This is a genomic window from Cyanobium sp. WAJ14-Wanaka (assembly GCF_024345375.1).
GTDB lineage: Bacteria > Cyanobacteriota > Cyanobacteriia > PCC-6307 > Cyanobiaceae > Cyanobium_A.
The window spans coordinates 257,005-271,747 of record NZ_JAGQAZ010000001.1 but is presented as its reverse complement, the minus strand read 5'-3'; the positions used below and the strand labels follow the sequence as shown (position 1 = coordinate 271,747).

Genomic DNA, 14,743 nt, shown 5'->3' with positions numbered 1-14,743 from the left:
CCCAAAACCTTGCTCACTGTTTTTCGGGGAAACAGGGCTGAGTGGCTTGCTGAGCTCCTCGCCGCCCAGCTGAAACTCAATCCACCTGATCCCTTTGAGCAGGTGCAGGTGATGGTAAATACCTGGCCCACCAGCCGCTGGCTGGGGGAGCAACTGGCCGTGGGCCTGGGCGGCATTGCCGCCAACATTCGCTTCCCATTTCCCGGCAGCCAGCTGCGCCAACTGGTGGATGGGGTGCTGGCGGCGGCGGCTCCGGAAATCGCAGCGGAAGGAGCGGGCGCGGTGGATCCCTGGCGGGCCAACCGGCTGGTGTGGCCCGTGCTCGAAATTTTGCCGGAGTTGCTGGCTGATCCCAGGGGCAGGCCCCTGCAACTCTGGTGGCAGCAGCATGAGGGGCCCAGCCTGGGCCTGGCCCGCTGGCAGCTGGGGCGCGCCATCGCCGACGCCATCGACGATTACACCCTCTACAGACCCGCCATGGTGGCGGCCTGGGGGCAGGGCAAGTGGGTGGATGGCCGGGGTGAAGCCCTAGCCGAGAACCAGCAATGGCAACCCCTGCTGCTCGAACGACTAAGGGAACGGCTGGGGGAGCTCCCCTTTGGCCTCAAGGTGCACAAAGCCATTCAGCTGTTGGGGAAAGCCACACCACCGGCCGGGCTACTCCCCAAGCAGCTGCGCCTGTTTGGCCTCAGCAGCCTGGCGCCGATCCAGGTGGAGTTGCTCCAGGCCCTGGGCGGCCACATCCCGGTGGACCTCTACCTACTAACCCCCTGCCCTGACCTCTGGCAGCGCTGCGGCCAACGCCGCGAGCGACTCAGTTCTGCGGTGGCCCTGCGCGACCCCTTCGACAGCACTTGGTTGCTGGAGGCCCCGGGGCTCGAGGCCCGCTTTGGCCGGCTGGGGGGGGAATTTCAACAATTGCTGGAGGGCACCGGTGAAAGCCAACTGGGCCAATGGCAGGAAAAAGACCTGTTCTGTGACCCTGCGGCGGGACATGGCGGAGTTGGGCCCGCCCCCCTACTGGCCCAACTCCAGAAACACCTGGCCAATCCGGCCGAATCACCATCCCTGGAGCGGGCACCCGGTGACAGTTCCCTGGAATTCCATCCCTGCCCAGGGCGGCTGCGCCAGGTGCAAATCGTGCGGGATCGAATCCTGCAACTCCTTGCCAACGACAGCAGCCTCCAGCCCCGGGACATTCTGGTGATGACCCCCCAGGTGGATCTCTTTGCCCCCCTGGTGGCGTCGGTATTCGGCGACTCGGAAGCCACGGGCGTCCATCTGCCCTGGCGCCTGACGGACCGCAGTCAGCAGAGCGAAGCGGGCATCAGCCGCACCCTGCTGCTCCTGCTCCAACTGGCCAGCGAAAGGTTCACCGCCTCGGCCCTGGAAAAGCTGCTGGAGAGCAGCGCCCTGCGCAGCCACTTCCTGCTCAGCAGCGAGGAGATTGCCAGCCTGCAATTACTGCTCCAGCGCTCTGGCTTCCGCTGGGGACTCGATGGCCAGGAACGCGGTGGAGACGCCACCGGCAGCCTTAGCTGGGCCATCGACCGGCTGCTGCTGGGCTTGGTTTTGCCCCAAACCCCAGGCCTTGCCCCCGCCGAGACGGCCCCCCTGGCCAGCGGCCACAGCCTGGAGCTGGTGGGCCGCTGGTTGCACCTGTTGACCCGGCTACGCCATTGGCTGGTCGAGCTGCGCCGAATCCGCCCAAGCCAGGCCTGGGCCGGCACCCTCCAGGCCCTGTTGGCGGACCTGTTTGGCGATGGCGGCGAACTGGCCTGGGAGCTGCCCCTGGTGCTGGCTGCCATCGACGACTGGCAGCAGGCCGCCGGCGACTTCTGTCTACCCCTGGATGCGGCGGTGGTGGCGGCGGTTTTGGATGAACGACTGGCGGCCGATTCGGGGCGCTTTGGTCACCGCAGTGGGGCCCTCACGATCAGCGCCCTGGAGCCGATGCGGGCCATCCCCCACCGGGTAATTGTGCTGATCGGCCTCGATGCCGGGGTGTTCCCCAGGCAGCGGCCCCGCTCCGGCTTCCACCTATTGGAGAAGCAACGGCTGCTGGGCGACCCCCAGCCGGCCGACCAGGACCGCTATGTGCTGATGGAGGCCCTGCTTTCCGCCCGCAGCCACCTGCTGATCACCTGGAGCAGCCGCGATGAACGCCGCGGTGAGGCCCTGCCCCCCGCCACCCCGGTGCGCCAATGGCTGGAGTGGCTCCAGGACCATCTCCCCTGCGGCGGCGCCGAGCTCCTGGTGAACCACGCCGTCAACCCCCTCGATCGGAGCAACTTTCTTGCCCATGGCGAACGGCCCCCCAGCAGTTGTGATCGCCGGCTGCTGGAGGCCCGTCGCTGGCTGGAGGGGGCCGGCCTGCAGAAACCGGAGCCCCTGGCCCAGGGCAGCCATGGCGCCACTGGCCCCAGCAGCCCTTCCAGCTATGGCGATCTACGCGAATGGCTGGTGGCCCCCCAGGCCCAATGGTTGGCCCAACTGGGCCTGAAGCCAAGGGAATGGGGCGATAGCCCCAGTGATCTCGACAGCCTGCAGCTCGATGAAAGGCAACGGGCCCAACTGCTGCGCCTGCACCTGGAGGCCAGCCCCGGCCAGCCAATGGCAGCAGCCACTGACCTCGACCAGGCCTACCTGCTGGCCTATCACCGCGGCGAGGGACTGCTGCCCCCCCGCAGCGGTGGATGCCTGGAGGCCAGCACCCTGGCGAACCGTTGGCATGGGCTGGTCGAAAGCCTGGAAGAACTTGGGGAAGCCCAGCAACAAAGCGTTAGCTGGCAAGGCTGGGAAAGCCCGCTGGCATGGCGCGGCAGCTCCCTGGTGTTGGTCCACACCGCCAAGCTGCGGGCCCGCCATGGCCTCGAGCTCTGGCTCCAACTGCAACTGGCAGTGCTGGCTGGCCTGCCCGTTGACCAGGGCGTGGTGATCGCCCGCGGCGACAGGGGTTTTGGAGTGATGCTGCGCCTGCAGGCACCGGAGCTGGCCGGGGCCGAAATCGAGCTCGAGCGGTTGGATAAGCTGCGCGGCCAGTGGCGCCAAAGCTGCTGGCCGGTGCCACCCCAAAGCGGCTGGACCTATGTCCAGGCCGAGGCCAGTAAACCCGGCAGTGGGGCGGCCAAGGCCATCGGCTGCTGGGAGGGGGGCATCGGCCAACGGGGCGAACGGCAGGAGGCTGAGCAGGCCCTCTGCTTTGGGGTGAGCACCAGCGGCGCGGCGCTGCTGGAGGGGCCCATGCCAGGGCTGGCCCTGGAGTTGCTTACGCCCCTGATGGCACAGCAAGCAAAACCGCATCAATGAAGAGTGCCGTGGCCAAAAGTGCCGTCAGCCCCTTTGATGCCAATGGCTTTCCGCTCGCTCCCGGGCTGCGGCTGCTGGAGGCCAGTGCTGGCACCGGCAAAACCTTTGCCCTGGCCCACCTGGTGCTGCGCCTGGTCGGCGAGGAGCAATTAGGCCTCGGTGAGCTGCTGGTGGTGACCTTCACCGAGGCGGCCGCGGCTGAATTGCGGGACCGCATTGGCCAGCGGTTGAGCCAGGCCCAGGCCTGCCTGGCCGATCCCAGCAGGGAAATTCCCGATCCCGTGCTGGCCAGCTGGCTGGATCACTGGGGCGAATCCGGGGACAGATCCGGGGGCTTGGCCAGTGGTGACTCAACCGCCCTGCAGGCGAGGTTGCTAATGGCCCTTGAGGAGCTCGATAGCGCCGACATCACCACCATCCACGGCTTCTGCCGGCGCACCCTGCAGCGCCAGGCCCTGGAGGCAGGCCAACCCCCCGACCTCCAACTGGAGGCTGAAAGCGGCCCCCTGGTGCGCCAGGTGGCCCACGACTACTGGCAGCAGCAGGTGCTGGCCCTGCCGGAGCACTTACTGGCGGGGCTGATGACCAGCATCAAGGGGCCCCAGGCCCTGGAACCGCTGCTGGCCCAATTGGATGGCGATCCAGCCCTACAGCTAGATCCCCTCCCCCCCGGCCTGGGCCTGGAGGAGCCCCTCGCCCCCCAGCTAGAGGGCCTCTGGCAAGGCTGGTGGCACGACCTCAACCAGCATTGGCCCCAACGGGGCGCAGAGCTGGAGGCCAGCCTGCGGGCGGCGGCGGCCCATTGGCGCGAGCTGGGCTGCAAGAGCACGGGCAAGTACAGCCCCAAGCCCACCAAGGACCGGCGGGCCCTGCTGGATAGCTGGCTGCAGGGCAGCGACCTAGACAGCCAACAGCGGGGCGACTACGGGGCGATTCGGGGCCAGGAACTGCTTTCGGAATACTTCCACCCGGGCGCCTTTCTGAAGGTGGCCCGGCCGATCGAGGCCCCAACAAGCGGAGATCCCTCCCTGCCCCAGCCAGAACTGATGGGGGCCATTGCTGCGGCGATGGAAGGCCCTGCCGAAGCCCTGTTGCTGCACGCCTGCCACTGGGGTCGGGCCGAATTAAAGGCCCGCCGCGAACGCCGAGGCCGGCTGGGCTTTGCCCAATTACTGGAGGGTCTTGACCCCGGCGAGCAGGCGAGCACCCCCCTTTTAAGGGCCGTGGGGGAGCGCTACCGGGCCGCCTTGATCGATGAATTCCAGGACACCGATCCAATCCAATGGCGGATCCTGGCCGGGGCTTTTCAGCCAAGCGAGCACAGGATTGTGCTGGTGGGGGACCCCAAGCAGGCGATCTACCGGTTCAGGGGCGGCGAATTGGCCACCTACCTGCTCGCCCGCGAATGCGCCCGCAAAGAAGGCGGCATCAGCAGCCTGCAAAACAACTTTCGCTCCTCCCAGCCCCTGCTCGAAGGTCTCAACCGTCTAATGGCCCCAGGCCTAAGGCGCTCCGAGCTGGAGGTGCTGGAGGTAAGGGCGATGGCCAACAAGGGCACGATCGAGCTTGCGGCAGGGGAGCAACCGCTGCAACTGCTCTGGCTCGGCGCCGATCGCCCCGCCGGCAGCCCGGCCCCCAGCCGTAGCCAGCTGGACCAGATGCTGCCAAAGCGCATTGCCGCCTTCACCGCCCAGCTGTTGGCGCGGCGGCTCGTAATCAGCAAGGCTCACCAAGGAGACCAGGCCGGGCAGGGCGAAATCCTGGGGGCCAATGGCATTTGCCTGCTGGTGGGCACCCACTCCCAGGCCGAGGCCCTGCGCCAGGCCCTCGAGTACGAGGGCATAGCCAGCCGCCTGGTGAGCAAGGGGGATGTGCTGGAGAGCGAAGGGGCTGGGGCCCTGCAGCGCTTCCTCGATGCCCTGGCCGATCCGGCCAATCCGAACCGGCTGCGGCTACTCGCCGCCTCAGCGCTGCTGGGCTGGAGTGCGGAGCAATTGGCCAGCACCACGGCCGAGCAATGGGGTGAATTGGCCGCGCGTCTGGGCGCCATGGCCGAGCAACTGCCCCGCCGGGGCCTGCTGGGGATACTGGGCAGCTTGCTGGAGGAGCAGGGGCTGGCCAGGCTTTCCCTAGGGGGCCGGCTGCTGGCCGACCTGCAGCAAAGCGCCGAGCTGGTGCAGGAATGTCTGCACACCGAAAGGCTTGGCCCCGCTGCCGCTGCCGACTGGCTGCGCCGGCGCCGGCTCGATCCCGTCCGGGATGTGCCTGAGGCCCACCAGCCCCACAGCGATGCGGTGGATGCGGCCGTTTCCGTGGTGACCGTCCACCGCAGCAAGGGGTTGGAGTATCCAGTTGTGATCTGCCCCTACCTCTGGCAGGCCCCATCAACCCAGGCGCGGGCTGGCCAAAGACTGGGGGTCCGCTGGCACCCCCCCGATGCGGCCCTGGGGGCGCCGGTGCTGGATCTCCATCTCAATGGCCACTGGGGCAGGGGCTACCAGGCCCGCAGCCAGCAGCTCGAAGCCGAACTGGCTGAACGGGAACGCCTCGCCTATGTGGCCGCCACCCGCGCCCAACAACTGCTGGTTTTGGCCTGGGGACCAGCCCATGGCCAAGGGGGCAATCCCCTTTCCCCCTGGCTATTCAGCCAGGAGCAGGGCGATTGCGACTACACCAGCCGCAGCGATGCCGACTGGCTTGAGCTCTTGAAATTGGAAATGGAGTCGCGGCGGGTTCCCATCGAGCTGCTTACTGGCCCAGCGGCTGGTGCTGCCGCAAGTGCAGCCAGATCCGCAGAACCAGCAGCCGCCCCTACAAAACTGGGCCGGGGCCCGGTGCCGGAGCGCAATTTCGATAGTCGTTGGGGCCGCAGCAGTTACACCAGCTGGACAAAAGGCAGCCATGGCGCCGCACCCCAGGCCCTGGAGGAGGGCCGTGAAACCGACGACCCAAGCCAGGAAGTTGCCCAACTAGGCGCCCAACTTGGCGCCCAAGTAGGTGACCAAGATTCGATTACCGCCAACTGGAGCGACCAGGGGCCCCTGGCCCAATTTCCCAGGGGTGCCCAGGCCGGCGACTGCCTGCACCGGATCCTCGAGCAAATCGACTACCAGCAGGAGGCGGACCACCCATGCCGTCGTGGGATCTGCGAGCGGGAATTGCAGCGCTCGGGCATCGACATCAACCAGGCCGATGCCGTGTTGCTTGGCCTGCAGCAACTGCTCGACACCCCCCTCGGCGGCCCCCTGGGCCCTTTCAAACTCAACCAGTTGGGGCAGGGCCAGCGGCTCAACGAGCTGAATTTCGATCTGCCGATCGCCCTGGTGGAGGCCCAGGCCCTGGCCACCTGCTTCGCTGGGCACCCAGGCGGCCAATTTGGGGCGAGCTACGCCGCCAGCCTGGCCCAGCTCTCGGTTGCCAGCGAAGGATTTCTGACCGGCTCGATGGATTTGATCTTCCGTGCGGCCGATCGCCAGGGCCAGCCGCGCTGGTGGGTGGCCGACTGGAAAAGCAACTGGCTAGGCGAAAGGGATGCCAACGGCAAACCGCTGGCCTGCGGCCCTCTCCACTACACAACAGCTGCCATGGCAGGGCTGATGGAGGCAAACCACTACCCCCTCCAGGCCCACCTCTACCTAGTCGCCCTCCATCGCTACCTGCGCTGGCGATTGAGCGATTACGAGCCGGAACGGGATTTGGGAGGTTCGCTCTACCTCTTTTTGCGGGGGGTACCCGGAGCCAGCCCGCAGGCCCTAGCAATCGCCAACAACGAGGAATTAATGGTGCCCGGGGTATTCGTAGACATTGCGCCCCTGGAGCGGTTGCTGGCCCTGGACCGCCTGCTCGGTAATTCCTGGGCCCGGGGATTGGTGCCATGAACCGGTTCGAACAGGGCAGCAGCGAACAGGCCAGCTGGGTTAGCCCGCTCGCCAACGCCCTCAGTGAAGCCCTACCCCGGCTCCATGGCGGCGGGCCAGGCCCCCTGGTGGCTGAGCTGATTGAAGCCCTCACCACCGCCTTGGCAGCTGGGGAGTTGGCGATCCCCCTGCCATCGGCTGCCCACCTTCAGGCCCTGCTGGCCTCACCCCTGGCCCGGGAGCCCGATGGGCCGCTCGTGGTGGAGGCAGACCAGCTGCTCTGGCGCCGCTGGCAGCAACAGCGTCGATCCGTGCTGGACCAACTGGTGGAACGGGCCCAGACAGCCTTGAGCGTCCAGGGCAAACCAGAAGAGAAGGCTTCCAAACCAGCCCTGGCAAACAACTCCCAGCAGCCAGATCCCCAGCAGCTAAGGGCGGTGAGGGCAGTGCTCGAACACCAGTTGGTGCTGCTTGAGGGGGGGCCGGGCACGGGCAAAACCAGCACGGTGGTGGCGATGTTGGCTGCCGTCAGGGCCCAACAACCCGAATGCCGGATCCACCTGGCGGCCCCCACCGGCAAGGCCGCCGGTCGGCTCAAGGCGGCTGCAGCTGGGTTTCCCTGCAGCACCCTGCATCGCCTGCTGGAAAGCCATGGTGAGGGCTTCCGGCGCAATCGCCGCAATCCCCTAGCCCTGGATTTGGTGGTGGTGGATGAGGTCTCGATGGTGGACCTGGACCTAATGGCAGCCCTGCTGGAGGCCCTGCCCAGTCCGGCTCGGTTGGTGCTGGTGGGCGACGGGGCCCAACTGGCGCCGGTGGGGGCGGGCTCCGTGCTGCTGGAACTCGATTCAGGCGCCCATCGCCAGGCCCTCGGAGCCGCGGCGATCCGCCTAACCACCACCTACCGCAACAACGGAGCCATCGCCGAGGTGGCCGCCAGCCTGCGGCAGGAGAGCACACCTCTAGCCACTGGCCTGACTGATGACACTGGCCTACCTGATCAAACGGCCGCCCTGCTGGCCTCATTGGATGGCACCGCCAACCTGCGCTGGCAGCGGACATCAACCAGATCCCTGCCTGCCGAGCTGCTGTTGCGTTTGCGCAGCCACCAAAGGCAGCTGGAAAAGCTAGCCAGTGATCAAAAAACCTCCAACCCTGAAAAGCTGCTGGCCCTGCTGGCCAACCTGCTGGTGCTCAGTCCGGTGCGGCGTGGCCGCTGGGGTGTGGACGAAATCCACCGCGCCCTATTGGGGGAAGCCCTCTTAGCTGGTGCCCAGCGCTGGCCCCTGGGCACTCCGGTGCTCTGCCAGCAGAACCGCGACGAGCTCGGCCTGGCCAACGGCGATCTGGGCCTGGTGGCGGAGCACGGGGGCAGGCGCCAATTGCTCTTTGCAAGCCATGGGGATGGCCTGCCAATTTGGGTTCACCCGGCCCAACTGCCTGGCGTCCAGCCCGCCTTCGCCCTAACCGTGCACAAGGCCCAGGGCAGCGAAGCCAGCGAGGTATGGGTTCTACTAAGTGACACGGGGCGTCCTAACCAGCGCCTGCTTTACACAGCCCTTACCAGGGCCAAAGATCACGCAGTGCTGATCACCCCGAGCTAGGGCTGTATGGATTCAATTGGCAACCGAATTGAACGGCCCTGGGGCTGGTTTGAAAGCCTGGGGAGTGGCCAAGGGCCAGGCAATGAAGAGGGCTATTTGGTCAAGCGCCTGTTGATACGCAGTGGCGCCCGCATCAGCCTGCAACGCCACCGCCATCGCTGCGAGCACTGGGTGGTGGTAGCTGGCAATGGCAGCTTGCAGGTGGCCGACACCAACCTGGAGGCCAGGGCCGGCACCACGGTTTTCATTCCCGTTGGCGCCATCCATCGGGCCAGTGCCGGCAGCCAGGACCTACTGATCGTGGAAGTGCAGCGCGGCATCGAGCTGCGGGAGGACGACATCGAACGGCTGGCCGATGACTTTGGCCGGATGCCGAGTGATAAGATTTGAATCCACCCTTTTCAAGGGCAGGGCAGTTTTCATAAGACCAGGGTGCAATCCGCAGATTGCAAAACAAGCCCTGATTCTTCTCTTCCATTGGGTATCTGCCGGCCTGCGTTTAAGGAACAACTCGGCCAATTAAGCAGGCCCAATTGAATCCCGTGACCGAAATTTCTAATGGCGGCAGCCTTGGCTGTGCCGTCGATGTTGATGCGCGACTTGATAGCGAGTCGACCTCATCTTTGCCAGCCCCAGCCGTAGGGGCTGCGGCCGGTTTTAGCCGTTTTGGCTTTGGCCCTGAATTGATGAAGGCCCTGGTCGATGTTGGCTATCAGGAGCCTTCACCGATCCAAAAGGCTGCCATTCCCGAGCTGATGCTTGGCCGCGATCTGGTGGGCCAAGCCCAGACAGGCACCGGCAAAACGGCAGCCTTTGCCCTGCCAATGCTGGCGGCCCTCGATCCCGAACAACGCAAACCCCAGGTGCTGGTGCTGGCCCCCACCCGGGAACTGGCCCTACAGGTGGCAGAAGCCTTCAACAGCTATGCCGCCCACCTGCCCCATGTGAGGGTTCTAGCGATCTACGGCGGTGCCGATTTTCGCGACCAAATCCATCAATTGCGCCGCGGCGTACAGGTTGTGGTCGGCACCCCAGGCCGGGTGATGGACCACATGCGGCAGGGCACCCTCGATCTCTCTTCCCTGCGGGCCCTTGTCCTCGACGAGGCAGATGAAATGCTGCGGATGGGCTTCATCGACGACGTCGAGTGGGTGTTGACCCAGCTGCCCGAGAAACGTCAGGTGGTGCTGTTTTCAGCCACCATGCCCAACGAAATTCGGCGCATTTCCCAGAAATACCTCAATTCCCCCGCCGAGGTAACGATCAAGCAGAAGGCGTCAGACGCCAGCCTCATCCGTCAGCGCTATCTGATGGTCCATGCACCGCACAAGCTGGCGGCCCTGGAGCGGGTGCTGGAGTCAGAACGCAGTGAGGGGGTAATTATTTTTGCCCGCACCAAGGCGATCACCATGTCGGTGGCCGAATCCCTGGAGCAACACGGCTACGACGTTGCCGTTCTCAACGGCGACGTGCCCCAGGCCCAACGGGAGCGCACGATCGAGCGGCTTCGCCAGGGCCAACTGGAGGTGCTGGTGGCCACCGACGTGGCAGCTCGGGGCCTGGATGTGGAACGCATCAGCCTGGTGATCAACTACGACATCCCCTTCGATTCGGAGGCCTATGTGCACCGCATCGGCCGCACCGGTCGGGCTGGCCGCACCGGTGACGCGATCCTCTTCCTCACCCCCCGGGAGCGCCGCTTCCTAGGGGGCATGGAGCGGGCCGTAGGCAAGGCCATCGAACCGATGGATGTGCCCAATAACGCCACCATCAACCAAAACAGGCTCGATCGCCTGCGCAGCAAGCTCACGGAAAACCTGCAAACCCCGAGCAGCAGCACCGAAGAGTTGGCCCTCCTCAGCGAGATCCTGCAAAGGGTTGGCCAGGAGCAGTCCTGCAGCCCTGAGCAGCTCGCCCTGGCGGCCCTGGAGCTCAGCCTGGCTGGCAAACCCCTGCTGATCCAGGGCGAAGACAACTTCGACCAGGTGCGTCAAAACGGTCCTAGCCGCTCCCGCGATGGCGGCAGGGAATTCGGCCGTGATGGCGGCCGCGAAATGGGCAGGGATGGGGGCCGGGACGGAGGTCGTGATGGGGGCCGGGATGGGGGCAGGGGTCCCCGCGGCGAGCGCCCGATGGGCCCGCCGGAAGATCACATGGAGCGCTTCCGCGTCGAAGTGGGCTGGAGAGACCGCATCAAGCCCGGCAACATTGTTGGCGCGATCGCCAATGAAGCTGGCATAACCGGCCGCTCGATTGGCCGCATTCAGATCTTCGACACCCACAGCACCGTGGACCTGCCCAAGGGCATGCCCGACGATGTCTTCCAGGGCCTGCGTCAACTGAGGGTGATGAACAAAGCCCTGCAGATCACCCGCCTAGCTGAATAGGGCCTGCCTAGGAAATGGGGCAGACCTAGGCGCAGAGCGCAGTCGATGCCGCCGTGATCGCCACGGTGGCATTTAGGCCTACCCCAAGGGTTTCGAGGGCCACGATCAAGCCCACCTGGACCTCGTGGGACTCGGTGGCCACAAGGGTTTGCAAAAGATCAAAGCGATCCTGCTGGGCCAGCTCCCCGTCTTCACACCAGGCCAAGCTCCAGGCCGCCGGCAGGGAAGGGGCGAAAGCCGAGTTGCTAGCGACCCCCATGGCTCAAGACTCCAAAAATCAGGATTTGCTGACATTGGTCCCATCCTCGGGCCTGGGGTCCCAACCAAATACTCTCTTCGGATTGGCTTCAAGCTTCTCCACAAAAACCGCCTAGGCCCAGACTGCCAAGCAACGATCCAGCGCCAGCGTGTCAGCGTCCAACCACCAGCAACTGGAGAGGCCAGCCCTACAGCGCCTGCTTACAAGCCTGCGTCCGCACCGACGGCTGGTCTGGCTGGCGGCCAGCTGCTCGGTGGTCAACAAGCTGTTGGATCTGGCTCCACCGGTGCTGATTGGCCTGGCCGTGGATGTGGTGGTCAAGCAAAACAACTCCTGGCTGGCGGCCTTTGGCGTCCAGTCGGTGCCAGGTCAGCTGGCGGTGCTGGCCGGGCTCTCGTTTGTGATCTGGAGCGGCGAATCCCTATTCGAATACCTCTACGCCCTGCTCTGGCGCAACCTTGCCCAAACCGTGCAACACGAGCTGCGGCTTGAGGCCTACGACCATTTGCAGCAGCTGGAGATGGCCTTCTTCGAGCGGGGCAGCACGGGCCAACTGCTGGCGATCCTCAACGACGACATCAACCAGCTGGAGCGCTTCCTGGATCAAGGGGCCAATGAAATCCTGCAGCTGGTCACCACCGTGCTGGCCGTGGGTGGGGCCATGGTGGTGCTCTCCCCCACCGTGGCAGGGGTTTCCTTCCTGCCGATTCCCGTAATTCTCTGGGGATCGCTGCGTTTTCAAAACAAGCTCGCACCCCGCTACCGGGAAGTGCGGGAGCGCTCCGGCGACCTGGCCAGCCTTTTGAGCAACAACCTGGGCGGCATGCTCACGATCAAGAGCTATGCGGCAGAGGCCTGGGAACTAAACCGCCTCGGCCAGCAGAGCCAGGCCTATCGACTCAGCAACGGCCGGGCGATTCGCCTCTCTGCGGCATTTGTGCCCCTGATTCGTTTCGCAATCCTGTTTGCCTTTATCGCCATCCTGGTGATCGGTGGCCTCCAGGCCTGGCGAGGGGACATCGCCATCGGCACTTACAGCTTTTTGATTTTCATCACCCAAAGGCTGCTCTGGCCGCTCACCACCCTGGGGCGAACCCTGGATGATTACCAGCGGGCGATGGCCTCGACCACCCGGGTGTTGGACCTGCTCGACAGCCCCATCCGCATACCCAGTGGCCAGGCCACCCTGGCGCCCCATCAGGTGCGGGGCAGCCTGCGCTTTGAGGCGGTCAATTTCGCCTACGACGGCCGCGAAACCCTGCTGCAGAACTTCAATTTAGAAATTCCCGCCGGCAGCACCGTGGGGATTGTGGGCGCCACCGGCTCGGGCAAGAGCACGATCGTGAAGCTGCTGCTCAGGCTTTATGAAATCCAGGCTGGGGCCATCTATCTAGATGAACAACCGATCGAAAATCTGCGCCTCGCCGACCTGCGCCGTTCGATTGGCCTGGTGAGCCAGGAGGTGTTTTTGTTCCACGGCAGCGTGGCCGAAAACATTGCCTACGGCAGTTTCGAAGCCCCCAGGGCTGCCATCGAAGCAGCTGCTGAGGCCGCCGAAGCCGCCAGCTTCATTGAAGACCTGCCCGAGGGTTACGACACGGTGGTGGGAGAAAGGGGCCAACGGCTCTCCGGTGGCCAACGCCAACGCATTGCCCTGGCCCGGGCCATCCTCAAGGACCCGCCAGTGCTGGTACTGGATGAAGCCACCGCAGCGGTAGATAACGAAACCGAAGCCGCAATCCAGCGTTCCCTGGAGCGAATTACGGCCACCCGCACCACCCTGGTGATCGCCCACCGCCTCAGCACCGTGCGCCACGCAGATCGAATTGTGGTGATGGAGAACGGCCAAATTGTGGAAAGCGGCAGCCACGAGTCCCTGATTCGCCAGCAGGGGGCCTATGCCAATCTCTGGCGGGTACAGGCGGGCCTACGCCCTGACGAAATGCTGGTGGACTAGGTTTTCAGCAATGAAGAGTAGCCAGGCCAAGCGCCGCCGAAAGCGTGCGAAGCGCGGGCCCGTTTTGCTGGCCATTGCCATAGGCCTGGGCGGTGGCCTGGTGCTGGCGGAACCCCTCTCCAACCTGCTAAACGGCAAGGGGCTCAACAATCCTGGCCTGGTCAATCCCTTTACCGCCTGGACCGGCATTGGCAGCCAGGACATCCTGCTAGTTGGCACAGATGTGGGCGGCGGCAATACCGATGTAATTGCGGCATTGAGGGTGGATGGCGACACCACCAGAATCATCCAAGTACCCCGTGATTCCTATATCGAAGCAGAGGGATATGGGCCCAATAAGATCAATTCTCTCTATAGCCTCGGCGGTGTAGATCTCCTAAAGCGCGAACTTTCCCGCAAGCTCGGCCGGCCAATTAGCCACCACATTTTGGTCAATCTGGCATCGATCAGAAGGATGGCTGATGCCATTGGCGGCATCGATGTGGATGTGCCAAAGCGAATGTATTACGTAGACAACAGCCAGGGTCTATATATCGATCTTCAACCCGGAGTCCAGCGGCTAAAAGGTCGCGAACTGGAGGGTTTCCTGCGCTTCCGCCACGATGAAATGGGCGACATTGGCCGCATCGAACGCCAGCAAATTGCCCTGCGCGCCCTTTTCCAAAAACTGACCCGTCCCGAGCAGATTGTGCGGCTGCCAATCCTATTGAGTGCCGCAGGCAAGGACCTTAAAACCGACCTGGGGCCCATGGAATTGGGTGGACTGATCACCGCCATGGGGACCACCCACCTCGAAACCAAGCGGTTGGGCGGGCGCCCCTTTTACCGAGATGGCCTGAGCTATTGGGATGCGGAATGGCCCAAGCCCAGCAGCTCAGCCGCCGAAACCGATCCCAACGCGGATCGCTACAAATTTCTCTTTTAACTCAGGAGCAAATGTGACCGCTTGGCACAAAACCCTGGAAACCCCATACCTGCACCAGGCTCCAAGCCTGGCCCAGGCCGTTTAGCTGATTTCTAAGGACATTTATGGGCGTTCCATTAGCCAACACTGCCTCAACCGCAAAGTTCTGATTCGGCCCGGTGCGCAGGATCACGTTCTGGAAGTTGGTGCAAATCGTGGCAGCGCCGATAACTCCGGGAGCAGGGTTGATCACGGGCTCCACCACAACAGGCGCGGGTGATACCACCAGGGCGGGGCGATTCCAGCAGGGGCCTCCCCAGCACCCCGCCGGATGCTCAACTCCCCATCCATAGCCATACCAATAGGCTCGAGCTGGCAGAGCCGCCCCTGACAAAGCCAAGGCGGATCCCAGCGCTGAGACCATTAGGGAACGGGCAATGGTGTGGGCCATGGAAAATAATCAGGC

General features: G+C 64.6%; 9 protein-coding genes. 7 read left to right on the top strand and 2 right to left on the bottom strand.

Annotation, left to right across the window (positions count from 1 at the left end):
- The first annotated feature begins 9 nt into the window (after positions 1-9).
- The 5 genes from KBY49_RS01540 (at position 10) to KBY49_RS01520 (ending at position 11,157) form a co-directional block, all read left to right on the top strand.
- The gene (locus KBY49_RS01540) at positions 10-3,309 is read left to right on the top strand and encodes an exodeoxyribonuclease V subunit gamma (protein ID WP_254933013.1); all 3,300 of its coding nucleotides are present in this window, start codon (positions 10-12) and stop codon (positions 3,307-3,309) included.
- Positions 3,306-7,187, top strand: coding sequence for a UvrD-helicase domain-containing protein (locus KBY49_RS01535; protein ID WP_254933012.1), 3,882 nt, complete (start codon positions 3,306-3,308; stop codon positions 7,185-7,187). Before KBY49_RS01540 ends, KBY49_RS01535 begins: the two co-directional genes overlap by 4 nt.
- The gene (locus tag KBY49_RS01530) at positions 7,184-8,770 is read left to right on the top strand and encodes an ATP-dependent RecD-like DNA helicase (RefSeq protein ID WP_254933011.1); all 1,587 of its coding nucleotides are present in this window, start codon (positions 7,184-7,186) and stop codon (positions 8,768-8,770) included. Before KBY49_RS01535 ends, KBY49_RS01530 begins: the two co-directional genes overlap by 4 nt.
- A 6-nt stretch (positions 8,771-8,776) precedes the next feature.
- Positions 8,777-9,160, top strand: a complete 384-nt coding sequence (locus KBY49_RS01525) for a phosphomannose isomerase type II C-terminal cupin domain (RefSeq protein WP_254933010.1) — start codon at positions 8,777-8,779, stop codon at positions 9,158-9,160.
- 152 nt (positions 9,161-9,312) lie between these two features.
- Complete coding sequence (locus KBY49_RS01520) at positions 9,313-11,157, top strand: DEAD/DEAH box helicase (protein ID WP_254933009.1); 1,845 nt, start codon at positions 9,313-9,315, stop codon at positions 11,155-11,157.
- Between the two features lie 25 nt (positions 11,158-11,182).
- Here KBY49_RS01520 and KBY49_RS01515 read toward each other — a convergent pair whose 3' ends face one another.
- Positions 11,183-11,416: a hypothetical protein gene (locus tag KBY49_RS01515; protein ID WP_254933008.1), complete on the bottom strand. Its 234-nt coding sequence runs from the start codon at positions 11,414-11,416 to the stop codon at positions 11,183-11,185.
- Positions 11,417-11,564: 148 nt separating this feature from the next.
- On the opposite strand from KBY49_RS01515, the gene KBY49_RS01510 reads away from it, so the two are divergent.
- Together KBY49_RS01510 and KBY49_RS01505 are read left to right on the top strand one after the other, a co-directional pair.
- The gene (locus tag KBY49_RS01510) at positions 11,565-13,373 is read left to right on the top strand and encodes an ABC transporter ATP-binding protein (protein WP_254933007.1); all 1,809 of its coding nucleotides are present in this window, start codon (positions 11,565-11,567) and stop codon (positions 13,371-13,373) included.
- Between the two features lie 10 nt (positions 13,374-13,383).
- Positions 13,384-14,298, top strand: a complete 915-nt coding sequence (locus tag KBY49_RS01505) for an LCP family protein (protein ID WP_254933006.1) — start codon at positions 13,384-13,386, stop codon at positions 14,296-14,298.
- 1 nt (position 14,299) lies between these two features.
- On the opposite strand, the gene KBY49_RS01500 is transcribed toward KBY49_RS01505, so the two are convergent.
- The gene (locus tag KBY49_RS01500; protein ID WP_254933005.1) at positions 14,300-14,728 is read right to left on the bottom strand and encodes an SH3 domain-containing protein; all 429 of its coding nucleotides are present in this window, start codon (positions 14,726-14,728) and stop codon (positions 14,300-14,302) included.
- Positions 14,729-14,743: the final 15 nt, after the last annotated feature.

Excerpts from the sequence above, each read along its gene's own strand:
- KBY49_RS01535 (WP_254933012.1), top strand. The coding sequence starts at position 3,306 with ATGAAGAGTGCCGTGGCCAAAAGTGCCGTCAGCCCCTTTGATGCCAAT.
- KBY49_RS01530 (WP_254933011.1), top strand. The coding sequence starts at position 7,184 with ATGAACCGGTTCGAACAGGGCAGCAGCGAACAGGCCAGCTGGGTTAGC.
- KBY49_RS01500 (WP_254933005.1), bottom strand. The coding sequence starts at position 14,728 with ATGGCCCACACCATTGCCCGTTCCCTAATGGTCTCAGCGCTGGGATCC.
- KBY49_RS01515 (WP_254933008.1), bottom strand. The coding sequence starts at position 11,416 with ATGGGGGTCGCTAGCAACTCGGCTTTCGCCCCTTCCCTGCCGGCGGCC.
- KBY49_RS01505 (WP_254933006.1), top strand. The coding sequence starts at position 13,384 with ATGAAGAGTAGCCAGGCCAAGCGCCGCCGAAAGCGTGCGAAGCGCGGG.
- KBY49_RS01525 (WP_254933010.1), top strand. The coding sequence starts at position 8,777 with ATGGATTCAATTGGCAACCGAATTGAACGGCCCTGGGGCTGGTTTGAA.